This is a genomic window from Rickettsiella endosymbiont of Xylota segnis (assembly GCF_964019545.1).
Lineage (GTDB): Bacteria > Pseudomonadota > Gammaproteobacteria > Diplorickettsiales > Diplorickettsiaceae > Aquirickettsiella.
On record NZ_OZ026451.1, the window covers coordinates 748,083 to 773,234 of the forward strand.

The window sequence follows — 25,152 nt, forward strand, 5'->3', positions numbered from 1 at the left end:
GTTCTTTATCTATTAAATATAAATTGAGTTTCAGCGGTTGTAGAAGAATTATGTGGCGCAGGATGATTGAAAAACCCCGGGTCTTGTGTCGATTTTTTATTGAGTAGATGGATAGGTCTTTGAGGTTTGCTTTGTTCTTTTTTTATATTAATCTGTGCATAAGCGTTCATAACACTTGCTAAGCATAAACCCAATGCTAAGCCTAAAGGTGGTAGCAGCAAGGGAGAAACAGGCGTTAAGCTTAAAACGATGAAACTAACCATAGCGCTTAAGCCAACTAAAAGTCCTATTAAGATCGGAAATACCCAAAAATCTATCTGAATAGCCCGCCATTGTTCAAGTTTGATAGGTATATAATCGGATTCACTTTGAGTTAATACCCAGCCTTTAAATTTTTTTGCTAATTTTTGTTGAAATTGTTCAGACTTTTGTTCATCAGAAAAGTTAAATTGCATCGTGATAGGTAATAATTTTACTTGCGCTGGAGTGGTCTTTTCTAATGAAAAGAATAGATCAACTGAGCCTTCGATAAGCTTGGAATTGTCATTAGCAGGGTATTCAATTTTATCAACGTCAGTGCTTATTATGTATAAGTTGAGGCAAAACTCAATAGAGTTGCTATCAGTATTTGTTTCGACGCGTAATTTTGATTTCCTAGGGCCTTTATATTCACTTAAGTTAGAACAAAAGTAATCAAAGGGTGATAGAAAAGAAAGAACGAAAACTGACAAGTTGCCATGAACCCATATGGGTTCCACCAAGCATAATAGGATGGCGGATAAGATTTCCTTATTGTTAATATGATAATTATTTTCTAAGGCCTCTACTAGATCTTCTAATGTAATTTTTTTTGGTTTGAGTGCCTTAGAGAGATTTTCCAATCTTATTTCTTTTTGATTAATGACAGCGTATAGATCGTCTAAATTAATGCTTTTCTGTTTGAGTGATTCATGCAAAGCTTCTAAATTATTAGTTTCTAGATCAAGTGCCGCGGTAAGATCGTTTAAATTAATGTTTTTTTGTTTGAAAGCAGCATGTAGATTGTTTAAACGAATGCGATCTCGTTCAAGCTTTTCCTCTAAAGTTTTGGTTATGGCATGAGTATCACCACGACCAATATGGTTTTCATTGTTTTCTGTTAAATAAAGAGTTGGCTTTTTTAATCTGGATAGGTCTTCATGAATCTTTTTAAGGTTTTGCATCACATTTTTTTGCGCAGGAGAGAGTAAAAATCTAAAAAATTTATATTTAAAAAACTTAAAATTTTCAAGGTTTATTTGAAGTGTTAAACTATGGGGCACGTTTAAATCCTTTTATCATTTGGATGCTTAATTTACTAAGCAGTAAAATTTTAACATGAGTCATACACTTAAAAAAGAATTTATTTTTGGTTTTCATGCCATTAATGCGTTATTAAAATCACATCCAGAAAGAATATGTCAACTCTATCGACAAGAGGGCCGCGAAGATAAACGCATCCAACAGATTCTGCAGTTGGCAGATTCTCTTGGTATTCCAATACAAAGTTTATCAAAGTATCAATGTGATGAATGGTCAAAAGATGGCGTACATCAGGGTGTGTTAGCGGAAATAAAAACTTCTAAACCATTAAACGAACGCGATTTATTTATTTTGTTAGAGCATCGATTACAAGACCCAACAAGACCGCCGTTTTTATTAGTGTTAGATGAGGTTCAAGATCCGCACAATTTAGGTGCCTGTTTGCGTTCTGCGAATGCAGCCGGTGCAGATGCCGTCATTATTCCACAGGACCGTTCAGTGAATATGACAGCAAGTGTGCGAAAAATAGCCGCAGGTGCAGCTGAAATGACGCCGCTTTTTACGGTCACGAATTTAGCAACAAGCTTAGAAAAGCTTAAAAAGGCCGGAGTGTGGTGTTATGGTTTGGATCACTTGGCCACACAGCTTATTTATGAGACGACATTGACGGGAGCATTGGCGTTGGTTTTGGGCGCCGAAGGTAAAGGTTTACGTCGCTTAACCAAAGAACGCTGTGATGGTTTGATCGCTATTCCCATGGCAGGTAGCGTTAGCAGCTTAAACGTTTCGGTTGCCGCCGGGATCTGTTTATTCGAAGCGGTTAGGCAAAGACAATAAAATCCAACTATGATACTATTTACCGCCTTATGTTACGGTAAAATAAAATACAACGTTGTATTGTTGTTAGAGACCTAATTTTTTATTTAAAATTGCAAGGAGACCCTACTATGTGTCGTAAATTCTTCCCAGCAATAGTGATTATTATTGCTGTTCTGATGGCTATCGCTGCAAGTCTTGCGAAACCTGAGTCGGTTGATACCATCGTCATGGTTTCACGATTCTTCGATATTATGCTGCCGATTTTAGCCGTGGGCGCATTGATAAAATATTTATGCTGTCCTCGCTCACACAAAGGCTGTCATTGCGGCTGCGATCATTGTAAGATGTGTAATCAAAAATAAGTTGACTATTTTTTTACCATTTACAACCTGCCTTTGTTGAGTGAAAGACAAAGATTAGGTCTTTTAACTCAAGCTCAAATCCCGCGGTTTAAGCCGCGGGATAATTCCAAAAAATTTATTTAACAACATTTTTGTGTTATGCAGCAGCTTGATCTAGATATCTATTATATGCAGCGTGCTTTAGAAGCGGCGGAGCTTGCAGAGAGGGATGGCGAAATCCCGGTCGGTGCGGTATTGGTACTGAATCAACAGATCATCTGCAGCGCTCACAATCAAACACGCACTCGGTGTGATCCTACCGCACATGCTGAAATTTTATTACTGCAACAAGCGGCCAAACAGCTAAAAAATCATCGTTTAGTCGAGTCGACATTGTATGTTACCTTAGAACCTTGTCTAATGTGTGTAGGTGCGATGATTCAAGCTCGGATTAAGCGACTGGTGTTTGGTGCTTATGATACACGTTTTGGCGTTATAACCACGCAATGGTCTCTGTTAAAAGGACGAAATCATACGTTTGATTTTACAGATGGATTATTAGCTGAATGCTGTGCAGAAAAATTAAAGAAATTTTTTAAACACAAGCGTCAAATGCTGAATGTACAAGGTGAACAATAAAAGTTAATTGCGTAATCTTAGTTCAGTGTTTGACGTATTTCTTTATAGTCTACATCCTATATAGTTTATGCTAATATAGCCATAGCACTTATAATGATTCAGAAAGGTGCAAACAGATAATATTTTCGTTTTGTTATAAGGTAGTAGCTACTGATCAAAGTAGGAGGGATGGCTGAGCGGTTGAAAGCAACGGTCTTGAAAACCGTCAAGGGGGTAACTCCTTCCAGGGTTCGAATCCCTGTCCCTCCGCCAAAAAAATGAAATTGACAAGAGGAGTTGGCGTTCCATGATTAACGTCGTTATCGTTGACGATCATGCCTTAGTACGTTTGGGTATGAAGCGCTTGTTAGAGGATGTTCGTGATATTAATGTGATCGGTGAAGCCGAAAGTGGCGAAGCCGCTATTAATTTAGTAAAGGAAACTAAACCTGATGTGGTATTGATGGATCTAAAAATGCCGGGTATAGGTGGATTAGATGCCACCCGTCGTTTAATTCGTGTAAATCCTAAACTTAAAATTATCGTCGTTACTGTATTTAGTGAAGGACCTTTTCCGGATCGTCTGGTGCGTGCTGGGGCGGCGGGATATATTACCAAAAATACCAATGCTGAAGAATTGATTACCGCGATTCGTAAAGTGGTTGCCGGTCAAATTTATATAACCTTAGAAATTGCGCAAAAAATGGCATTACGTCAAGTTTCTGATGCGTCCAAATCACCTTTTGCGCAACTTTCCGAACGTGAATTGCAAGTTATGTACATGGTTACACATGGTACAAAAGTGAACGGCATTGCCAAAAAACTTTGTTTAAGCCCTAAAACGGTGAATACCTATCGCTATCGATTGTATGAAAAATTAGGTGTGCACAACGATGTCGAGTTAACCCATCTTGCTTTGCGTTATGGCTTATTGGAAGAAGAAGAGGGTTATGCGGATAAATCATCAGATACACCAACGGCAGAATAATATTCTTCCGTTGGTTTTTTATTAGTGCTTAAGTAGCGGAGTTTTTTCATCATTGTTTTCTTCTTCCTGCTGTAAGGTTTCATCGCGTCGATTATAATTTAACAAATTATTAGCCAAAATGAAAAAGGGTCCAGTCTGAGTGAGCGGCACGATTGCATTATTTAAAACTGTGGGTTGTGATGCTATTTGCGCTGCAATCTTAGGGAAGAATTGATCAGCCGATTGACTTTCAATACCTAATTCTTTTGCTTTATCTAGATCCCTTTTGTATTGACTTACTAGCAATATATTTTCTAATTTTTCGCCTTTATTCAACAGATATTCTTTTAATTTAGCTATCAAACCAGGTGTTCCTTCTTTAAATTCTTTATATTGATAAGAAGTACAAAGATAAAAATTATTAGCAATTTCTAAAGGTTTTGCTTCGGTTTCTTCAGGTAATTTCCAATCATTAGGAAAGTTTTCCTCAAATAATTCTATGACTTTTTTTATATTTAATGGGTTCGTATTGGAAATAAAATAAATAGATTGATTTTTGTTAACTAAGGTTTGTAATTTTGTTGTTGATTCGGGGGTCCAGGTAATCAATGAATTCCAAGTGTCTTTTAATAACTGCTGGGGATTTTCCACTTGAGGATTGTTCTTGAGAAAATAAAAAATACCTAATAAGCGTTCAATAAATTCCTCAGTATTTATTTTTCCCAGTTTGTATTCATTAATGGTCGCTGTCATTGTCAAGTATTTTAAACTGACCCAAAGCTTGCTATACCATTCAAAGTGCAACCAACTATTCGCATAGTCGTAGTGCAACTTAGCAAAATTATCTAATACCTTAGAGATGGGCGCGACTGTATGGATAGTCGATAAATTGATGATATAAGCGGAGTAATCTTGAGTTATGTTATGTGCAGTTTGAGTGGGTAGCATAGCTTGGTTTCCTGATGTTTAATTGTTAAAAATTTATCCTATAAAATTAAGGTTGGGTTGATAAGAGAATGATTCTATCGTTGCAGAATGCGTTCGCTAGATAGCGGGGTAAACATTGATGCTACGGCAGTATCAACAGATTTATGTAAATCAGTATAAAAATTATCTTTTGAGATAGTATCAAATGCTAATTTTTTTGTTATAGCATTAGATTTTTTGTAAGGATTTACCAGTAAAATATCGTCTTTAGTTTTACCCAAGGTATTTAAATAATCTTTTAAACACATTAACAGGCCTGGTGTGAAACTAAAAGCGGTAAATAACTTACTCAAGATATCTTTAGGTTGTTCTATTAAAGTGTTATACATATAAGATAAACAAAAATACACGTTGCCGTGTGACTGGGATAAGACATTACTTGCCAATTCTGGGTCGGCAAGTTGACTCACTGTCAAAGGCTCAGTTGGTATTGTCTCAGGTAAATTTTCTAAAAATTTTAAATAGATTTGCTTGAATGAAAATTTTCTAAAAATATCTAAGACTTTTTTAGCGTGCAATTCATTGGTATCCCCAATAAAATAAATTGATTTTCCTTGATGAGTGAGTTTAATTAACTCATAAAAGGTATCCGCTGTTTCTTTATCAAACTCAAGCAATGAATTCCAAGCTGTTTGAAGATGTGATGATTGGCTGGCAGGTAACTTTAAAAAATTCAATAATTCTGCAATAAATTCCTGTGTAGTTTTTTTTCCTAGATTAAAATCAGCCACAATTTTTGAAGTTAGGATTTTGTGCAATAAATTTTTACAAAATTTCTCATGATCGTGTATTTCTTCGTCACAACTAAATGTGTCACCCAAAGAATTTCCAAATAAATTTGCAAATTGTTCTCCGGAAATTTTTTTATTAAAGCGGATAAATGAAGATAAAGGGACAATTAAAATTTTTTTTTGTTCAATAAAATACGGCATAAAATTCCTTTTCTAATTTTTTTAAAAAAGAATTTTTATTTTATATTTTTTATTTAAAAATAACAATAATTAAATTAAAAGAGAAAAATTTATCAATTAATTTCCAGGAAAATAAGGAACAAGTGAACGTATTAGAACATCCAATCAAACAAACACGGGCTCGTGGGCACTCGATATTGCAGTTTTTAATTATTATTCTAAAGTTTATAATTTTTAATTTAGTTCATTTTGAAATTACATTATAAGGAGATATATGAAATTTAATCCAACAACTGAAACTAATTTTGATAAAATTGTACACACAGAGACACAAGATTATGCTAAAGCATTCTATTCATCAGAAATAAAAAGTGAAAATGAAGTTCCATTATATGACAATAATCAATTTGCAAAAGCTAATTCAAATCAAGTTGCATTTAATGAACTTCCTATATTAAATGACCTTGATGGTAGTTTTGAGGCCAGAATTTCTTACGCGCAAAATATCACAATTTATCAAAGAACCATTCCAGAGGATAGACGTCCAACTTTGGTGGCGCAACGAGATACTCTGATCATGGTGCAACCTTTAATTGTTCCTTCGTCAGTCATTTCTGTTACTGGCAAAAGTGCTAAGGGCTCAATGCTGGGTGTTATCGTTCTTGAACCTCCAGAAAATCTCCCTGTAGTAGACTCACCAGACAACACTTCTATTATTTATGCAAACAATGTATGGACTGGCATCTTGCCAGCTGAATGGATCAATCCGGGCTTAACATTGATTATCAATGATACAGATAAAATGAGTACTTTAAACAACATCATTATTGGTGCGCCAAATGAAGTTATTTTCCAAACGATTGATATTGGTATGTTAACAACTCCCCGAAATAAATATTCTTTTGCTGACACACCTGCTCTGCATCTCGATTATTATCAAAAAATTCCCGTTAGTCGACTTATTGTTGGAGAATATGAATCTGTTCATTTCTCTCATGTAGTAATGCCAGATGGAACTGAATATACCAACCAATCTTCAACAAATGGAGGTTGGCACGAGGGAGATATGCGACAATCTATTGCTAAAGTTCTTATATCTAAAGGTATTAACTTTGCTAATTATGGCTTGAATAGTTCCGATGCCACGCAAGAAGGTCCGATAAGTTATGTTGCATTTATGATTACCGCGCATAATGCACGTGGGGTCTATGCTAATGGAATAAAGGTTCATGGAGGTAGTGGTGGAGGTGGTATACTCACCATTGAAAATTCTGTAGGGAATGAATGGAGTCATGAGGCAGGTCATGCCTATAGTCTTGGACACTACCCAGAACAATGGCGAGGCTCATCGCATCGGCGTGCAATTCCTGATGTTACTAATGCAGGATGGGGATGGGATCGTCGTAATAATCGTTTTATTGCTAATTTCTATTGGGATAAGGACGGACATCAAACTTGTTGTGGTGGCAGTATCCCCCCTTTTGAAGGAAATCGTTTTAATACTGATGCTATGGCAGGTGGCGTAGCCAGCTCACCATTATCTTCTTATACCTTACATACACCCTATACACTTAGTATTATGCAAAATTATATTGAGCAACAGGCTGTTTTTTCAAAAAAATCACCTACTGGCTTTAAAATATGGAATCCGCAGACTCTAGAATATGTTAACTATACCCATTATATAGAAAAAGATGCTTTTATTATCTCTTCTCAATCTCAATTTAATAAAATTGCCAATGATCCTGATGGAAAGTTTATTCGAACACATCTATTAAAGATGGGAAAGGTAAACATATTACCAAGTGACGGTAATTGGACTCGCAATGTCTGTCTCCCTGTAGCAGAATATCAGCTTGAAGATAGTATTGTTTATGTAAGAAGTAATGCAGGGTATACAATGCATATTTTTGTAAATAACGAGGAATATCTAGTCAGTTACAGGCACTATAGTGTTTTTGAAGTGAAAAATAGCAATTGGAAAGTACGAGTCAATAATCAAAATGTGTCTCAGAATTACATTGAAGCTACTCAAGCTCCAGGTCCATCGCATCTCCTATGTAAAGACGGAAATGATTATGGTGTCGATTTCCAAAATAAGACAAGTGAAAAGATTGATGGTTCAATAAGTGATTTTTTTACAACTAGAGTTCCTCTCGAATTAGGTGTGCCGGTAACAACGTTAGTGGGGTATTATGATCCAGATAATATTTTACCCAGCACTATTTACCCTGCTTTGCATGGTGGGTATGGGTTCGTTTATGCTCCAACAACAGATAAGGAGCTCAATGCTTGCTATTTGAGGGTACACACTTCAAATGGAATCGTTAATTATCAATTAGCCGGGGGACGTTTCAATGAAAATACGATGAATAAATTTCATGTAAATATAAGCGAATCTGACCGACCTTCAAAAGCAGAAATAGTTGTGCATGAAAAAATTGTTGCTTCGTTAACGATCAATGGTCCAAACAAGCCACTCGGTTATACTATAAATGGAATTCAATCCGACTCAATTATAAAAGTAACTGATAAGACTGATATTTATGAACTAAATAATTCCAGAGAAAAAATGGCAAGCTATTTTGCAAAGTATTTCATTGTTAATATTTCTGCAACTGAAAACCATCAATTGAGCTGCATTAAGTTACCTCAATTCGCCTATGATGGTCAGCGATTAGTAATTACAGAAAATCTGTGTTCATCTATTAATGTTTTACTCGATGATGAACGACAATTTATAGTCTCTAAAGGTGAAAGTGTTACATTTATTTATATTGAAAATTCCTGGGAAAAGGAAGCAACGCAATAACCTCTGAGTATGTGTCTGGTATCTTAAAAATAGATAATTAAAGTGAGAAACAGTGTAGTTAGGTTATAGTCTCATCAAATTTCGCCTTGAAACTCGATGGTACGAGTCAAGGCGAATACCTAACAAGTTACTAACTTTGAACCTTATAAATAAAATGGTCTAAGTGTTTATCATTAATATTCTATAAAATCGCTAATAAAAATAATTATGACAACATTCATTTAAGATCTTTTCAGTAAAATTATCAAGTGTTCATAGATTTCATTTCAATAGATATTTTTTTTATAATTGAATAACGTTATTAAAAATAAAAAAAGTCAACGATCTAAAGTTCACAATTGCACATTAATTTAGCTAAAATTTACCTAAAAATACAATATTTAGCATAACTCTAGGCTTTAGACTATGCTTCGTTTGTTTGGTATCGAAATGAAGGGTTGTTTACCCTAGTTAAATCTAAGTACGTGCTGGACGTGCAACGTCTGTGCGCGGGGATCCCTTTTTAGGTCATAAGGAGGTTTTTTCGGATGTCAGTATTAAAACCAGTCACATTATTCCTATTAGCTGTTTTTGCGGTGAGTCCCGTTTGGGCGCAAGACAGCGATTGCTGTGCAGAATTACGCCACGAAGTGCAAATGATTAAAGATCAACTTAAAAGCCAACAAAATCAACAAGTTAATGCCTCTAAGGAACTGAATCAACAACAAGCTACGACCAAAACCGGCTTTAAAGGCGTCGGCGTTTTAGTGGATGCTTTGGCTACGCAGTTTCCTAACTTGCCCGCGTTGAAAACAGTAAAACAGATATTTGATAACTTAAATAAATAAAATATACTTGTTCCTTCAAGATGCTGTTTGCATCTTGAAGGAACAAGCGTTTAAGCTGATTTTTAAGTTGTTGATGGGTGATTGTGGTGGCAGGTGCTAGCGAAACGTCGAATTTAAAGCAGCAACTTGCTTTTATCAGTCAAAGTGCTGGCGTTTATCTATTTTTAAATGTCGAGCAACAAGTATTGTATGTTGGAAAGGCACGAAATTTAAAAAAACGTCTCACCAGTTATTTCCGAGCTCAGCAAAGTAGTCGTGTTGCGTTGATGATGCGACAGGTTACCGCCATCGAAACCACGATGACTGAAACTGAAAACCAAGCTTTACTACTCGAAAGTAATCTTATTAAGCAACTCAAGCCACGCTATAATATTTTATTACGTGATGATAAAAGTTATCCGTATATTATTTTAAGCAAACATCAAAGTTATCCGCGCTTAGCGTTTTATCGCGGTGCCCGCAGCAAAGAATATCAATATTTTGGACCGTTTCCGAGTATCTTGGCAGTCCGGGAAACTTTAAATTTATTGCAGAAATTATTTAGAATTAGGTCATGTAAAGATAGTTTTTTCCGCAATCGTACTAGACCCTGCTTACAATACCAAATTAAACGGTGTACCGGCCCTTGTGTTGGATTGATTACATCAGAAAATTATCAGCGTGATGTAAACAATACCGTTTTATTTTTACAAGGAAAAAATCAAACGGTTATCGATGATATTGCTGAACAAATGGAAAAGGCAGCTCAAGAATTAGATTATGAGACTGCAGCGCGTTTGCGTGACCAGATTGCAGCGCTGCGTGAAATTCAACAAAAACAAGTCATTACTACCGGCCAGGGAAATTTGGATATTATTGGTTTAGCACAACAAACCTCTCATTATGTATTGTATGTGATGAATGTGCGCCATGGTCGATTATTGGGTGGAAAAGCCTATTTTCCGAATGTTCCTCCAGAACATGAAGCCGCAGAAGTGTTATCGGCTTTTATTGGACAATTTTATTTACAAAATGAAATTACGCATAGCATTCCTGAACAGATCATTTTGCCGTTAAAAATTGCCGAACAAGCCTGGTTAATGGCTACGCTAGCGGAGCGTTCGGGACATAAAGTTAAATTACTGAGTAAACCGAGCGGTGAAAAGCAGCACTGGTTGCTATTGGCCAATGACAATGCACAACAAGCCTTAGCCGCGCATCTTTCGGATAAATTGGCGTTTTATAAACAACTCGAATGTTTGCAAACGGCGTTGCGCCTGGATAATTTACCGCAACGTTTAGAATGCTTTGATATTAGTCACACACAAGGCGAAGCAACAGTGGCATCGTGCGTGGTATTTGACGCACAAGGTCCACGAAAAATGGATTATAGGCGCTTTAATATTGAGGATATTACGCCTGGCGATGATTATGCGGCAATGCGTCAAGCACTGCTACGCCGTTATAAATATTTGAAGAAAGAAGAAAAAAATTTACCGGATGTTTTGCTTATCGACGGCGGTAAAGGTCAATTAAAACAGGCCGAACACGTTTTAGAAGAATTACAGATCAGTGGTGTCCTCATTATAGGCGTGGCGAAAGGACCGGGGCGACGATCAGGACGGGAAAGCCTATATCTTTCTTCCCGATCGCAAGCGATTACATTAGCAGCCGATTCATTGGCCTTGCGTGCTATTTTAACGATACGCGATGAAGCACATCGTTTTGCTGTCACCGGTCATCGTGGTCGGCGTGCAAAAAAAAGACGAACTTCGGCATTGGAAGATATTCCAGGTATCGGCGCGAAACGACGCCGCGAATTATTACGCCAGTTTGGTGGGTTACAAGCCTTACAAAATGCCAGTGCCCCCGATATCGCTAAGGTACCCGGTATCAGTAAACGTTTAGCCGAACAGATTTATTTAGCTTTAAAAGCCTAAACTAACCGGTTACACTAAGCTAATCACAAAATTTGCTAGCTGCTGGTATACACCTTATGGGTATCCCCAATACATTGACCTTTCTGCGCATTGTTTTAATTCCATTTTTTATTTTATTATTTTATTTACCATTTCGAGGTAGCCATATATTGGCCGCGATCATTTTTATTTTTGCTGCGATGACGGATTGGTTAGATGGTTATTTAGCACGCAGTTTAGGTCAAGTATCTAAACTAGGTACATTCCTCGATCCGGTTGCGGATAAATTAATTGTTGTAACAGCATTGATATTATTAGTCGGTGATCGCTCCTTACCTTATTTAGCGGTTCCCGCGATTGTTATTATTTGTCGCGAAATTATGGTATCTGCATTGCGTGAATGGATGGCAGAAATTGGTAAACGTAAGCACATGGCCGTAACCATGATAGGGAAAATAAAAACAATTTTACAAATGTTAGCCATCATTTTATTACTACTTTATAAACCGGACGCTTGGATAGGATTTGCTTGGTCAGGTTATGTGTTACTTTATCTTGCAGTATTGTTAACGTTATGGAGTATGTGTTTATATTTAAAAGCGGCTTGGCATGATTTATCTTCTTGACAGTATTTTTCATGCAGTTACAATAACACCCGTTTTGCGGGAATAGCTCAGTTGGTAGAGCGCAACCTTGCCAAGGTTGAGGTCGCGAGTTCGAGCCTCGTTTCCCGCTCCAAAGTTTTTATTTTTAGATGTTATAGACACAGAGGCTGAAGTATTTTTGTTAAGTTCAAGGCGGGTGATTGTTGAGGAGCAGAATGTACTGCGAAGTACATGAGCACCGGAAACGAGCATCCAACGAAGAAATTAACAAAAAGACAAAGCCATTAGATATAAAGAGATTGGCTGGGTGGCAGAGTGGTCATGCAGCGGCCTGCAAAGCCGCGTACGTCGGTTCGATTCCGGCCCTAGCCTCCAGTTAGAGAGCAAGAAAAAGAAAGATAATATTATATTGCCCGGGTGGCGAAATTGGTAGACGCAAGGGACTTAAAATCCCTCGGTGGTAACACTGTGCCGGTTCGAGTCCGGCCCCGGGCACCAGATTTAATTCAATTTGTATTTTTAAAGTAGTCCAATGACATTTTTAGTCACTGAAAAATGTATACGTTGTAAATATACCGATTGTGTCGAGGTATGTCCGGTCGATTGTTTTTACGAAGGGCCGAACATGTTGGTAATCCATCCTGACGAATGCATTGATTGTGGTCTGTGTGAACCAGAATGTCCAGTCAATGCTATTTATGTCGAAGATGATTTGCCGGAAAAGTACCAAGAATTTTTAGCGTTGAATAAAGAACTCGCGCAAAAATGGCCGAATATTACGCACCGTAAAGACCCGCCTGCCGACGCCGATGAATGGAAAGATAAAGAAGATAAATTACAATATCTTGAAAAATGAGTACGTTAAAAATTGCGCTTCACGCAATACCATTTATTAATAAATCTATTAATTAAATAAACATTAATTTTTATGGATGAAAATTACAAGAAGCCGAATGCTTCAAGTTCAAATGTTGTGCAACCCATGCACGACAATCTATTAGAATTAGTTCAAAAAAATAAAACTATCGCCGCTGTTTTAAATAATTTAACAGCGAATGATCCGCGACTGTGTTGCTTAAAAAAAGCAATCGTAGAGGAAATTTTCGGGCAAAAATTTGGAATAATCGCGATTGTAATTTATATCTTATTTATCTCATTCAAAAGCAAATGATCCCTTTTTGGCAAGGGATTACCGCTTATGTCTATTTGATTGCAAAAATGCAGTATACGCAAAAACAAGATTTGCGCCCAGAGGATCAGGACGTCAAATTTAACTATCAAGTCAAAATTATTCTTTTAGTTAAAGCGGTAAGAATAACCGAGCTGGGTTATCAATATTTGCTAGGCGTGTTTCATGCTTTCAGAGCTTAAGCGCTAATTTGAATTTTGAACAATTAGTCGATTATGTAGTTAAGCTACCACGCATCGAGCAGTGGTTAAAGGATTTGCCAATACCGCCGCTAAAACGAGTAGCAGTACTTGATTATTTAAAAAAACAACAACCTGACAGTGCAAAAATTAGCAAAGATCAATCCAGTAATGCTAATATCGTGAATAAATTTCAATCACAGTTTTTTTATATCCCTGATAAAGAAACGGGTGAATTGTCCTCTGCTGCAGCCAATTACTATGGCGAAGCGTTAAAGTATAACTAAAATGTATGTCACTTAAGCTATTAGCCATTGATACCTGTACCGAAGCCTGTTCGGCGGCCTTGTTATACCAAGAGCATATACAGGAACGTTATCAATGTGCACCGCGCGCCCATTCACAACTGATTTTACCGATGATGCAATCCTTGTTAGATGAAGCGGGGCTTAAGTTACGCGATCTGGACGCGTTAGCTTTTACACGTGGACCCGGTAGTTTTACTGGAATACGTATTGCTGCAAGCGTTATTCAAGCGAGTGCTTTTGCTGCTGATTTACCGGTTGTGTTAGTGTCTAGTTTACATTGTTTGGCACAAGGTGCTTATCGAGAATTGCAAGCGCCGCGGGTGCTAACGGCTATCGACGCGCGTTTACAGGAGGTTTTTTCTGCTGCCTATCGTTTACATACTGAAACAGCAATTATGCAAGCCTGCGGCGTTGAACAATTATGCTTACCACACCAATGTGACATGAGCGGTTTAACCCGTTTCGTGGGAGTCGGTAGTGGTTGGGATCAATACCATGACTTATTCGAAACAGAATTCAAGAATCAGTTGCAGCGTTGGGTTCCACAACGTTATCCTAAGGCCTATGACGCTGCGGTGATTGCCGCAGATGCTTATCGGCGTGGTGAAATAGTTACTGCGGCCGAAGCTTTACCGACTTATTTAAGAGAAACAGTCGCTCTACGACGAGGTTGCGATGGATAAATATTTGCTCAGTATTCTAGTTTGCCCGTTATGCAAAGCAAGTTTGGTGTATGAAAAATCGGCTCAAGAACTTATCTGTCGTTTTGATCGTTTGGCTTATCCTATTCGAGATGAGATTCCGATTATGTTAGAGACAGAAGCGAGAAGAATAACTTTAGAAGAATATGATCGCTTGAGTTAAAGCGCTGTATTTTTGATGTTTTTTTAATCAAGATTATTACTAATTCAGTAAACAAAAAATTATTTTTTTTAGCGTTGGCGTAAAATCAAACCGCTTAATAGCGACTATTAAGCAATCAACGCAGATTACATTTTTATAAAGGAAAGGCAGGTATGGATGAACAAAGCGTAAAAAAAATAAAACAGAATATGGTAGATTTTCGAATACTTGATATGCAATTAAATGTGTCGCCCGAAGCTTTAAATTTTGCTTTATTTAAAGCAATGGAGATAAAACATGATATTGATTTTATTGTCTATCTTCTTAAAAAGAAAAACCTGAATATAAATATGAAAATGGGAAAAGAGGAAGATAATTATACCTTACTGCATCAAGCGATCGATACTTCTCAACCGATAAAATTAATAAAATTTCTTATAAAACAAGGAGCCTGTTTAAATGCACAGGACGGGTTTGGTAGAACACCTTTGTATCTGGCAGCTGTATTTCGCGCACGAAAAGCCATCGCTTTACTACTAAAATACGGTGCTGATGTAGATACTAAAGATATTTTAGGTAATACGCCTCTGCATAGGGCTGTCGAATTAGATGAGGTAGGAGAAAAGGAAGAAACCCTAGTCAATCTTTTATTGCAATACGGTGCTAATCCCTATACAGAAGGCGAAAAAGGTTTTAGGCCGATCGATGTGGCATCGAAATCTGACGTTGATTCCCAAAGAATGACAAAATTACTCCAAGCGAATATTTTATTTAAAAATCCCGATGCAGAAAAGCCAGAGGGTATGACATCTAAAAATAGTGAGCAATGGGATGCGCTTGTCACAGAACTTGACCGTATGAAAAATGTACATCCTATTTGGGGTTTTTCAATGTACAGTCTTTGTACTGAAAACAATCTAAATTTAGTGTTGATTACGAGTAATGAAGCCCATTTAATCAGTCAATTAAAAATATCAGCTGAAAAATTTCCTCTTTTTACTTTTCAAATAAACAGCCATCTACCTAAAGTGCTAGAAGCACTGCAAGCAAAAAACGTAAAATATAGTAGTCTTAAAAATTTTGCTCTTTTTAATCTTCCTAAGGAGGAAAGAAATGGTGACTTATCAGTTGCTGGATTATCAGTTTCGGATCATTTTAGACTAACTTCCTAACCGTTAATAAAAGTCAGGTATTTAAAGCTATATTTTAGTCCGAGTATCTTCTAATGCGATAGTATTAATGCATTTCATTTTTCTTTTTAAAATACGTTTGTTCTGGATGATTTTATTTTAAATCACTTAAGCAAAACCTAAGTTTTAGCATTTATAATTAAATATGTCATGTTGCATTAATATAGAAATATCGAATTCATAAGCGCGTGACAAATTTCCACAAAAATAAAAAAATCATTATGCAATTCAAGCTATTAATCGAAGCAAATAATCAATTATTACTGGAAGGAAATTTTTCTGCTTATATTAAGCTTTTATATCAATTAGGAGATATTCTGGAAAAGGAGTTTGTCCAAGATGTTAATAATTGTGTAGAAGGAACATTTGCTGATGAAACGGATAAAAAGAAAAGATTCTTTAAATATATTGCAAATCGCTTCACACTTAAATTTTTACGTTTTCCCTCTAATCAGCAGAGTTTATGTACGAGGCTTTGGAATCTACAAAGCTTTTTAAAGGCGTGGGAAGATCCTGCATTACGTAAACAAAAAGACAAAAAATTACGCAAAGAAATTACGTTCAAAAGCGGTATAGACAAATCTTTTCGACGATCTATCCATGCTGCCTTGATCGCAGAAGTCAATAAATTACAAAATGAAGTCAGTGTATTTATCGATAAAGATTTACCTCCCATCAATTGTGAATTAAATGCAGAACTTATAGATTGTCTTACTGATTGTATTCGTGCATTAAAGAGTGAAACTCCTAAGGATATCAATCAAACTTTTGATAAAGCGGCTGAGGCTATTTTGTTCTTTACCCCCCTAACAGATAAGTTTTTACACGGATTTGCTATTTGTATTGGCTTGCTTAGCGCATTAGCTGTCGGCTTGGCTACCGGTGGATTTATATTCTTATTATTAAATGGACTTGGCGCTCCTTTAGTAGTTGCTGGGTTGGCGGGATTGGCTATATTTTCTGCGAGTACTTATGCAAATTATGGTCTTTTTTCTGTTCACAGCAGTAAATTTTTACGCACTTTAGCAAAAAACGGTGGCATCACCGAAGTGATTGACCAACAAGGTAAACGCAAGCAATTGTCAATAAGTATGAAATATTTGCTTGTAATCGGTGCTTTTTTTTCAGTTTGTGTTGGCCTCAGCAATGCTTCTTTAACTATTATGTTTGGTATGGCATTACTTGCTACGCTTTTCCCAACGCTACCCGCGATATTACCTGCTATTTTAATCAGCGTTTTAATATTCGGAATGACGCTAGGTTTAAGCTTACTTATATTTAAAGCATGGGTTTATTTAGTTAATATTATTCAAACGAAGTTTTCTTCGGGTAGGGAGTTTTTAGAATGTCTTATTAAAGAAATAAAAGCATTGAAAAATCTTACTGTTACGCAGTTGTTAAGTTATCTTTTACAAGTTGTGTTTACGGGTTTTGCATTATTTGGCTTATTTTTCATATGTTTCACTGGGATTCCTAGCTTAGTTCCTGCATTTACTTTAATAGGTTCTTGGATCGTGGGTTTTGCTGCGTTTTTGGGAGATCTTCCGTTTACAGTAATAACTATCCTTAATTTCTGTAGCGGTTTCAAGCAATTGTTTGCACCGACTGATCCGAATACGACACAGAAGATTGAAGAGCGCGTGTCTGCAGCCAATAAAAAATCTCTTTTGGGTCGGATCACGCATGGTATTTTATTAACTGCCAATGCAGCAGGTCGATCCATCCAAGTTTTCGATGGAAAACTCATCTCAGCTTTTGCGGCAGTAGCATGTTTTTTTTCTGCGCTAGCGGGTACGCTCGGTAAACAGGATGATCATGCAGAAAATAGCAGAAATATAGCGAGCAAAATCAGTAAAGATTCCTTGAACGAGTGTGGATATAAAACGGGTGGAAGTACTGACCTAACTCAAAATCCTGTTTACGTATTGTTACCTACGGTAAATATTACTTTGCCATCACTTATTTCTGAAAATGAGCTGAGCCGGACTAGTTCGGTAACAATCAGAAATTCAGCATAGATCTCTTTAGCTGCGGATATTTTCTACCGATATATCTTACGGATATGCTAGACTGAACGATTTATAGAGCCGAGCTCTGCATCTGATTCAAGAATTAAAAAAGGTTTAGTTTCATGATAGATGATTTGCAACAAATTATTCAGCAAGCGGCGCAGTCGATAGCCGAAGCAAAACGTTCTTTTGATTTAGAACAATTACGTAGCTCGCTATTAGGTAAAAAAAGTGCATTAAATGATTTCCTTAAAAAATTAGCTCAGTTGCCAGCGGCTGAAAAACCTAAAGCAGGACAAGCGGTTAATCAAGCTAAGCAACAAATTGAAGCCTTGTTGAAAGCGCAGAGTACGTTATTAGTCAACCAAGAAATCAACGCGCAATTGGCGCGTGAAAAAGTGGATATCACCTTAGCTGGTCGTGGCCAGTCGAATGGCAGTTTGCATCCCGTAACGCGTACGCGTAATCGCATTGTCGATTTTTTTACCAGCGTGGGTTTTACGATGGAGCAAGGTCCTGAAATCGAGAATGATTATTATAATTTTGAAGCATTGAATATTCCGAAAAATCATCCAGCGCGTGCTTTACATGATACCTTTTATTTTGCGAATGGTTTACTGTTGCGCACGCATACGTCACCCGCACAGATACGCGCCATGCAAGACGCTAAACCGCCGATAAAAATGATTGCACCCGGCCGGGTCTATCGTTGCGATTCAGATGTCACACACACACCGATGTTTCATCAAGTTGAAGGATTGTTGATCGATGAGTCAGCTAATTTTTCTGAGCTCAAAGGTTTATTAACGCAGTTTTTACAGAAATTTTTTGAAAAAAACGATCTATTGATTCGTTTTCGTGCTGCGTATTTTCCATTTACTGAACCTTCGGCGGAAGTAGATATCCAATGTGTGATGTGTGACGGAGCAGGCTGCCGTGTGTGCAGTCAGACCGGATGGTTAGAAATATTAGGTTGTGGCATGGTGCATCCTAATGTTTTAGAAAAAGTGGGTGTAGCGCCGGATAAATATCAAGGCTATGCGTTTGGTATGGGCATCGATCGTTTAGCTTTATTACGTTATCGAATTCCCGATTTGCGTTTAATGTTTGAAAATGATTGTCGTTTTTTAGAGCAATTTTAATATGAAAGTAAGCGAACAATGGTTACGTACCTGGGTGAACCCTAACTTAAGTGTCGAGCAATTGGCTGAACAACTTACTTTGGCCGGCTTAGAAGTCGCTGCAGTGCATCCGGTTGCCGGAGCGTTTAATCAAGTTGTTGTCGGTGAAGTGTTAAGCGCAGTGCCGCATCCCGATGCCTCACGTTTACAAGTGTGTGAAGTGAATATTGGTATGGATTCAGATTTGCAGATCGTGTGCGGTGCTAAAAATTGTCGAGTGGGTTTAAAAGTTGCTGTTGCACAAGTAGGCGCGCAATTACCCAACGAGGTATTGATTAAGGAAGCTAAATTACGCGGTGTGCTTTCACAGGGCATGTTATGTTCCAGCAGTGAGTTAGGTCTTGCTGAAGTAACACAAGATGCCGGGATCTTGGAATTACCTAATGATGCACCCCTCGGTAAAGATATTCGCGAGTATTTGCAATTAAATGATCATTGTTTGGATATTCATCTGACACCTAATCGCGGCGATTGCTTAAGTGTCAAAGGCTTAGCCCGTGATATTGCCGCCATAACGCAGCAAACACTGACTGAACCTGCCATTGTCAAACAGACGGCGCTTATAGAAGATAAATTGACTATTAAAGTGACTGCCGTAGCAGATTGTCCGCATTATACCGGAAGAATTATCCGTAATATCAACACGCAAGCCAAAACACCTTTATGGATGCAAGAGCGTTTACGTCGTAGTGGTGTGCGTAGCATTCATCCCGTGGTGGATGTGACAAATTATGTGATGTTAGAACAAGGTCAACCGCTGCACGCCTTTGATCTTAAGCAATTAAAAGATGAAGTGTGTGTACGTTATGCCAAGGCGCAAGAACAAATTACTTTATTAGATGGTAAAAACGTGGTTTTAGATACAAATACCTTGGTGATTGCGGATAAAAATCAAGCGCTAGCGTTAGCCGGTATAATGGGCGGTTTGCATTCTGCTGTCTCCGAGCAAACTCAGGATGTATTTTTGGAAAGCGCCTTTTTTAATCCCAAATGCCTTGCCGGTCGTGCTAGGCAGTATGGATTGAATACCGATGGGGCTTACCGTTTTGAACGCGGTGTGGATCCGGCTATTACTGTGTCGGCTTTGGAGCGGGCGACAGAATTATTGACGGAAATAGTGGGCGGTCAAGTAGGGCCTATCACGCAGGTGCAATCAGCAACCCAGGCTGTGCCCAACATAAAATTTCGTCCGGCGTATTTACAAAAATTTTTAGGTTTTTCCTTAAACGAAGAAAAAATTTCGACAATTTTTGCTAGCTTAGGAATTAATGTACAACATAAGGATGCGCACGCTTGGCAGGTAACGCCGCCGACTTGGCGTTTTGATCTATCCTTAGAAGTTGATCTCATCGAAGAGTTAGCGCGGATTCATGGTTATCAACATATTCCAGTCACACTGCCGAATAGTCCTTTAAGATTTTTACCGCAATCTGAAACACAACTTTCCTTAACTCGTCTGCAAGATTTACTTATCGACCGAGGCTATCATGAGGCCATCAATTATAGCTTTACAGCGCCTAAACTACAGCAAACGCTAATTCCGCACGTTGAATCAATCAGTTTGCTAAATCCGATTTCCAGTGAACTCTCAGTGATGCGTACCAGTTTATGGCCGGGTTTGTTGAATGCTTTGCGCTATAATCAACAACGACAGCAATTAAGTTGTCGTTTATTTGAAACGGGTGTTTGTTTTCAGTTGCATAAAGAAAAACTTGAACAGCAAGAATATTTAGCTGCCGTTGCCAGTGGGCATAGTTTACCGGAACAATGGGGTGTTGCTAACACACCCTTAGATTTTTTTACGATGAAATCTGATCTGGAAGCCTTACTGAGTTTAACCGCTAAAAACGATATTCAGTTTATGCCAGGAACACATCCTGCTTTACATCCCGGTCTATCCAGTGACTTACTACGTGAGGGTAAGATTGTCGGTTATTTTGGCGCTTTACATCCAAAAATCATCACTGAATTAGATCTAATGGGTCCTGTGTATTGTTTTGAACTAGAAACTTCTGCCATTAAGCACAGGCATTTGCCACAATTTAAAGCTTATTCTAAATTTCCTATGGTAAGACGGGATATTTCTTTTTGGGTAGATGAAAAATATCCCGCACAAACTATTTTGCAGCGTGTGAATCATAAAGCGGGTGAGTTGTTGTATCGATCCTTCCTGTTTGATGTCTATTTTTCAGCACAAGAACCGCAAAAACGTAGTTTAGCTTTGGCTTTATGTTGGCAGCATCCGACACGTACCTTAGTTGATGCTGAAGTGGATGATTTAATGCAAAAAGTAATCGACAATCTTAAACAGAGTTTTGCTATTCATATACGGGATTAAAGTACTATGAGCCCAGTGTTAACTAAAGCTGATTTAATTAACAGCTTAAGACAACAAGAGCCCAGTCTCAGCCGACCTCTAGCAACAAAACTGGCGGATGCTTTTTTTGAAGAAATTGTATTTGCCTTAGAAAAAGGGGAGCCGGTTAAAATCTCCGGTTTAGGTAGTTTTCGTCGGCGTAGAAAAAAAGAACGACCGGGTCGAAATCCAAAAACCGGTGTGACGACCATCGTCACTTCCCGGAATGTGGTGTTATTTCAAGCCAGCCAGAAATTAAAATCCCAATTAAAGAATCAAAAAAATTAATTTTAATCTTTTGTCATTGCATTTGCTGCAAGGATTAATTGCTTTTGGAATTAATTGCTAGTTGCGAGTTGACGGTCCTGACATTACAATGTGCGCTGCTCGGGGCGTAGCGCAGCCTGGTAGCGCACCTGCATGGGGTGTAGGTGGTCGCTGGTTCAAATCCAGTCGTCCCGACCAAAGTTTAATACTATCGCTGTATATCTTTGTCTGCTTAGTGTAGGATAAATATTAGGAATATAGTTTATTTACCTAAAGTCAGGAGATAAGATATGACAATTTATGAAAATATCTTAGTAGCGATAGATTTACACCCTACCTGTGATGACATTATCTTGAAGCGTGCTCACGCCTTAGCCAAAGGTGGGCATATCAGCTTATCGGTCATTCATGCAGTGGAACATATTAATGCTTATGGTGTTGCTCAAGCCTACCCTGCTGTCATCGATTTAGAAGGTGAAATGCTAGCCGAAGCGCAAAAACAATTAGCAGAAGTATCGAAAAAATTTGATATCCCTACAAAACATCAATTTGTTGAAGTCGGATCCCCGAAAGTGGTGATACTCGATAAAATGAAACAATTAAAAACTGATTTAATTATCATTGGTAGCCATGGTCGACATGGTATTGGAGTGTTATTTGGATCTACAGCCAGTGCTGTAATCCACCATCTATCTTGTGACGCCTTAGTGGTGAAGATTCCTGAACTCAAAGCTTAATATTTACTTTGTATTGGGTAACCGTTAATTAATAGTTGTTATTATTTAACAAAATCAACTAACGTTTACCATACGTTAATGTATGGTTTCGTTTTTAATTTTCTAGCACTGATTGTTCTTGCATAATTATTCCTCTAAGAATACTATTGAATAGTAATTATTATCATTTAGAAAAAATAAAAAACATGATTAACTCGAATACGGAAATTTAAATTTAATATTAAATTTTTGGTGGATTAATCAATTATAATGCATGTGGAAGTGATATAAACCAACATTTTCCAACTACATTTACAATTATAGATGGATCAAGTTGATGCAGTTGACTAAAAAATTTTTGCTTATAATTCTTTTTTTGGTTTATGCTGACACTTGGTTGCGGCGTTCAGCCACAAATGGGATCTACGTGTATTCCAAGTATATTTTATTTGACTATTAAAAATAATAGTTATTTTTTATTAATTAATATAAATAAGAAGATATTTATACAAAGTTTAAGGACAATAATTGTTTAGCATTACACTAGCCTAATTGCTTGGAATAAAGCTTAAAGTATGTTGTCGAATTAACAAAATTTGTTTATCTTAAATTTTTGAGCTACAGTAAGGGGGTATTACTGTCAAATGAGCCAAAAATAAGACGTTTAGTGTGTTACGTGAGTTTCACTTGCTTAAATAAAGGAGTATTTATGTTCAAAAGTCCGAGCGTTTTAGATTGGATTGCACTTGTTATCTTATTTATCGGTGGTTTGAACTGGGGTTTAGTCGGTTTATTCCATTTCGATTTAGTTACCGGCATCTTTGGAGATTACAGCCCGATAGCTAGAATTATTTATATTATCATTGGTTTATGTGCAATTTATGTACTAGTGCGTGCGATTAGTTGCTGTAAAAATCATGTTTCAGTACCTTAAATCGGTATCAGCTCATCAAAAAACCTCCCGTCTCGTACGGGGGGGATACTATTTTTTTAATAAAAACTACCAATAAAGTTTATCCCATAACCAAAAAAGAAGTTTTAGTGTTATTTTTTGCACGTTGCAAGACCACAACCGCCCGCAATCATGGAATTTTTGGCACCGTCGATAGTTGGGTTTTTAAAAAGTCCAAATATTGTTAAAGCAGGACCTATAAGTCCAGTCGCCGCTGCGCCATATAAAGCTCCATAGCCAAACTCCGCAGATGTCAAAGTGCACTTATCAACGACATATGAATTTTTTTCTTCAATACATTGGTTCCATTGTGCATAAGCAGATCCAGACACTGCACCCGCTATTAAACCGGGTAATGCACCTATTGCTGTATTTATTACGAGTACTCCTACCCACCAGCTAGTCCATCGCATAGCAGTTATGCTAGCTGATAGTAATGTTTTCCTAATTGAGAACAGGGGTTTATGCTTTCATTTTTTCTTGTTCCTTGTTCTAGATTGTCATTAAGCTGAATTATTACAACATTGGACATATTTTCTCCTCGATTAATGACATTTTTAAGATAACACCAAAAACTTAAGTCTTAATTAAAAAATTATCCTTATTATTTTTATTAGATAAACAATTTTTGTGGCAAATGTTACTTGCCGTGAAAAATAATTCAGTTGTTCAGTTTTATTCCAGCAAATTAGCACTTAATTCAACCTTTTCAATTTTTTCAAAACGTGAAGTGATTTTATCCGCCGAGGTTTTAGCGTCTTGAATATCGGTATAGGCAAGCTGTATGTGACGGGATAGATCATCCATACGTTTTTTGAAACGTGAAAAGTCTTTGGCTAAAACACTTAAATGTTCTTGTATCAAATGGATTTGCTCGCGTGTCGCGGCATCTTTTAAAATAGCGCTGGTGGTGGTGAGAACGGCCATCATCGTTGTCGGTGAGACCAACCAGACGCGTTGACGCTGTGCTTCTTCGACCAAATCATAATAATGGGCGTGAATTTCGGCAAAAATCGCTTCAGCAGGAATAAATAATAAAGCACCTTCTGAAGTTTCGCCGGGAATAATATATTTACTGGCGACAGCTTGTATATGATGGCGGATATCCTGGCGAAATTGCGCTGCCGCTGCACGTTGTTCACTTTTTGGTAGATCGATTTCGGTTAATTTTCTAAAACCTTCTAAGGGAAATTTAGCATCGATGGCGATGCTACCGGTGGGTGGGGGTAGCAGTAACAGACAATCGACACGTTTCCCATTACTTAAGGTATGTTGTAGACTGTAATTTTTTGTTGGTAAGACATTTTCGATTAAGGCATGCAGTTGTACTTCGCCAAAAACACCGCGCGAGCGTTTGTCGGCAAGAATTTGTTGTAAATTAACCACATTCGTGGAAAGTTCAGTGATGCGTTTTTGTGCTTCATCGATCAATGCTAATCGTTTTACCACATCAGCAAATGTAGCGGTGGTTTGTGCAAAGCCATCAAATAAACGTTTTTCGACTTGACCACTAATCGCCAATAATTTTTCTTGTGTGTTTTCAGTTAATTTGTCCATACGTTGACTGATATGCTGCAAACCTTGTTGTAAACTATCTTGTAACAGTTTTAAACTATTTAGTTGATGTTGATCAAATTGTTGGCGATAGGTATTGAGTTGGAGTAAAAGTTGCTCTTTGTTGGCTGCTGTATGACGTTGATCAATAACCCGCGCATCATGCAGTTGATTGAGTAAACGATTGATATCTGTCCAACGACTTTCCATTTGGATTAATTTGTCGTGTTGACGTTCTAATTTATAAAAATGCAATAATGTAAAAGCGATTAAGCTGGTAAGCAGCCCTAAAGTGATATATATAAAATAGAGGGGCATAAATTTTTCCTACTCTTAGAATGC

25 protein-coding genes and 5 tRNA genes are annotated in these 25,152 nt (G+C 37.4%); 25 read left to right on the plus strand and 5 right to left on the minus strand.

Annotation, left to right across the window (positions count from 1 at the left end):
- Positions 1-5: 5 nt before the first annotated feature.
- Entirely contained in the window at positions 6-1,202 is a 1,197-nt protein-coding gene (locus tag AACL18_RS03385) for a hypothetical protein (RefSeq protein ID WP_339051419.1), read from the minus strand.
- A 154-nt stretch (positions 1,203-1,356) separates the two neighbouring features.
- Between AACL18_RS03385 and rlmB the strand changes: the two genes are divergently transcribed.
- From rlmB to uvrY, 5 genes are all read left to right on the plus strand, one after another.
- Complete coding sequence (gene rlmB / locus AACL18_RS03390) at positions 1,357-2,118, plus strand: 23S rRNA (guanosine(2251)-2'-O)-methyltransferase RlmB (protein ID WP_339051420.1); 762 nt, start codon at positions 1,357-1,359, stop codon at positions 2,116-2,118.
- A gap of 110 nt (positions 2,119-2,228) precedes the next feature.
- Entirely contained in the window at positions 2,229-2,462 is a 234-nt protein-coding gene (locus AACL18_RS03395; RefSeq protein ID WP_339051421.1) for a hypothetical protein, read from the plus strand.
- A 138-nt stretch (positions 2,463-2,600) separates the two neighbouring features.
- Positions 2,601-3,080 carry a tRNA adenosine(34) deaminase TadA gene (tadA, locus tag AACL18_RS03400; protein WP_339051422.1) on the plus strand — a complete coding sequence of 160 codons (480 nt, stop codon included), beginning with the start codon at positions 2,601-2,603 and terminating at the stop codon, positions 3,078-3,080.
- Between the two features lie 162 nt (positions 3,081-3,242).
- Positions 3,243-3,332: transfer RNA gene (locus tag AACL18_RS03405), tRNA-Ser, on the plus strand.
- Between the two features lie 34 nt (positions 3,333-3,366).
- Positions 3,367-4,047 carry a UvrY/SirA/GacA family response regulator transcription factor gene (uvrY, locus tag AACL18_RS03410; protein ID WP_339051423.1) on the plus strand — a complete coding sequence of 227 codons (681 nt, stop codon included), beginning with the start codon at positions 3,367-3,369 and terminating at the stop codon, positions 4,045-4,047.
- A 21-nt stretch (positions 4,048-4,068) separates the two neighbouring features.
- Here the strand turns inward: uvrY and AACL18_RS03415 are convergent, their stop codons facing one another.
- Positions 4,069-4,974, minus strand: a complete 906-nt coding sequence (locus AACL18_RS03415; protein ID WP_339051424.1) for a hypothetical protein — start codon at positions 4,972-4,974, stop codon at positions 4,069-4,071.
- A 74-nt stretch (positions 4,975-5,048) separates the two neighbouring features.
- Positions 5,049-5,945 carry a hypothetical protein gene (locus AACL18_RS03420; RefSeq protein ID WP_339051425.1) on the minus strand — a complete coding sequence of 299 codons (897 nt, stop codon included), beginning with the start codon at positions 5,943-5,945 and terminating at the stop codon, positions 5,049-5,051.
- Between the two features lie 253 nt (positions 5,946-6,198).
- On the opposite strand from AACL18_RS03420, the gene AACL18_RS03425 reads away from it, so the two are divergent.
- The 20 genes from AACL18_RS03425 (at position 6,199) to AACL18_RS03520 (ending at position 23,238) form a co-directional block, all read left to right on the plus strand.
- Positions 6,199-8,736: a M66 family metalloprotease gene (locus tag AACL18_RS03425; protein ID WP_339051427.1), complete on the plus strand. Its 2,538-nt coding sequence runs from the start codon at positions 6,199-6,201 to the stop codon at positions 8,734-8,736.
- Positions 8,737-9,263: 527 nt separating this feature from the next.
- Positions 9,264-9,563: a hypothetical protein gene (locus AACL18_RS03430; RefSeq protein ID WP_339051429.1), complete on the plus strand. Its 300-nt coding sequence runs from the start codon at positions 9,264-9,266 to the stop codon at positions 9,561-9,563.
- Positions 9,564-9,649: 86 nt separating this feature from the next.
- Entirely contained in the window at positions 9,650-11,482 is a 1,833-nt protein-coding gene (gene uvrC, locus AACL18_RS03435) for an excinuclease ABC subunit UvrC (protein WP_339051430.1), read from the plus strand.
- 56 nt (positions 11,483-11,538) lie between these two features.
- On the plus strand, positions 11,539-12,087 hold the full coding sequence (gene pgsA / locus AACL18_RS03440; protein ID WP_339051431.1) for a CDP-diacylglycerol--glycerol-3-phosphate 3-phosphatidyltransferase: 549 nt from the start codon (positions 11,539-11,541) through the stop codon (positions 12,085-12,087).
- A 36-nt stretch (positions 12,088-12,123) separates the two neighbouring features.
- Positions 12,124-12,199 (plus strand) — tRNA-Gly (locus tag AACL18_RS03445).
- Between the two features lie 168 nt (positions 12,200-12,367).
- A tRNA-Cys gene (locus AACL18_RS03450) sits at positions 12,368-12,441 on the plus strand.
- 36 nt (positions 12,442-12,477) lie between these two features.
- A tRNA-Leu gene (locus tag AACL18_RS03455) sits at positions 12,478-12,564 on the plus strand.
- Between the two features lie 34 nt (positions 12,565-12,598).
- Positions 12,599-12,922: a ferredoxin FdxA gene (fdxA, locus tag AACL18_RS03460; RefSeq protein ID WP_339051433.1), complete on the plus strand. Its 324-nt coding sequence runs from the start codon at positions 12,599-12,601 to the stop codon at positions 12,920-12,922.
- A gap of 212 nt (positions 12,923-13,134) precedes the next feature.
- Positions 13,135-13,437: a hypothetical protein gene (locus tag AACL18_RS03465; RefSeq protein ID WP_339051434.1), complete on the plus strand. Its 303-nt coding sequence runs from the start codon at positions 13,135-13,137 to the stop codon at positions 13,435-13,437.
- Between the two features lie 8 nt (positions 13,438-13,445).
- Positions 13,446-13,721 carry a hypothetical protein gene (locus tag AACL18_RS03470; RefSeq protein WP_339051435.1) on the plus strand — a complete coding sequence of 92 codons (276 nt, stop codon included), beginning with the start codon at positions 13,446-13,448 and terminating at the stop codon, positions 13,719-13,721.
- Between the two features lie 5 nt (positions 13,722-13,726).
- Positions 13,727-14,425, plus strand: a complete 699-nt coding sequence (gene tsaB / locus AACL18_RS03475; RefSeq protein WP_339051436.1) for a tRNA (adenosine(37)-N6)-threonylcarbamoyltransferase complex dimerization subunit type 1 TsaB — start codon at positions 13,727-13,729, stop codon at positions 14,423-14,425.
- Complete coding sequence (locus tag AACL18_RS03480; protein WP_339051437.1) at positions 14,418-14,606, plus strand: Trm112 family protein; 189 nt, start codon at positions 14,418-14,420, stop codon at positions 14,604-14,606. Before tsaB ends, AACL18_RS03480 begins: the two co-directional genes overlap by 8 nt.
- A gap of 152 nt (positions 14,607-14,758) precedes the next feature.
- Positions 14,759-15,757 carry an ankyrin repeat domain-containing protein gene (locus AACL18_RS03485; RefSeq protein WP_339051438.1) on the plus strand — a complete coding sequence of 333 codons (999 nt, stop codon included), beginning with the start codon at positions 14,759-14,761 and terminating at the stop codon, positions 15,755-15,757.
- A 239-nt stretch (positions 15,758-15,996) separates the two neighbouring features.
- A complete protein-coding gene (locus tag AACL18_RS03490; RefSeq protein ID WP_339051439.1) occupies positions 15,997-17,793 on the plus strand; it encodes a hypothetical protein in 1,797 nt (598 codons plus the stop codon).
- Between the two features lie 116 nt (positions 17,794-17,909).
- Complete coding sequence (pheS, locus tag AACL18_RS03495; RefSeq protein ID WP_339051599.1) at positions 17,910-18,926, plus strand: phenylalanine--tRNA ligase subunit alpha; 1,017 nt, start codon at positions 17,910-17,912, stop codon at positions 18,924-18,926.
- 1 nt (position 18,927) lies between these two features.
- Entirely contained in the window at positions 18,928-21,303 is a 2,376-nt protein-coding gene (gene pheT, locus AACL18_RS03500; protein WP_339051440.1) for a phenylalanine--tRNA ligase subunit beta, read from the plus strand.
- 6 nt (positions 21,304-21,309) lie between these two features.
- On the plus strand, positions 21,310-21,609 hold the full coding sequence (locus AACL18_RS03505; RefSeq protein WP_339051441.1) for an integration host factor subunit alpha: 300 nt from the start codon (positions 21,310-21,312) through the stop codon (positions 21,607-21,609).
- 100 nt (positions 21,610-21,709) lie between these two features.
- A tRNA-Pro gene (locus AACL18_RS03510) sits at positions 21,710-21,786 on the plus strand.
- Between the two features lie 92 nt (positions 21,787-21,878).
- The gene (locus AACL18_RS03515) at positions 21,879-22,325 is read left to right on the plus strand and encodes a universal stress protein (protein ID WP_339051443.1); all 447 of its coding nucleotides are present in this window, start codon (positions 21,879-21,881) and stop codon (positions 22,323-22,325) included.
- A gap of 688 nt (positions 22,326-23,013) precedes the next feature.
- Entirely contained in the window at positions 23,014-23,238 is a 225-nt protein-coding gene (locus tag AACL18_RS03520; protein ID WP_339051445.1) for a DUF378 domain-containing protein, read from the plus strand.
- Positions 23,239-23,348: 110 nt separating this feature from the next.
- On the opposite strand, the gene AACL18_RS03525 is transcribed toward AACL18_RS03520, so the two are convergent.
- The gene (locus tag AACL18_RS03525) at positions 23,349-23,669 is read right to left on the minus strand and encodes a hypothetical protein (protein ID WP_339051447.1); all 321 of its coding nucleotides are present in this window, start codon (positions 23,667-23,669) and stop codon (positions 23,349-23,351) included.
- A 262-nt stretch (positions 23,670-23,931) separates the two neighbouring features.
- Positions 23,932-25,128, minus strand: coding sequence for a DNA recombination protein RmuC (locus tag AACL18_RS03530; RefSeq protein WP_339051449.1), 1,197 nt, complete (start codon positions 25,126-25,128; stop codon positions 23,932-23,934).
- Between the last annotated feature and the right edge of the window lie 24 nt (positions 25,129-25,152).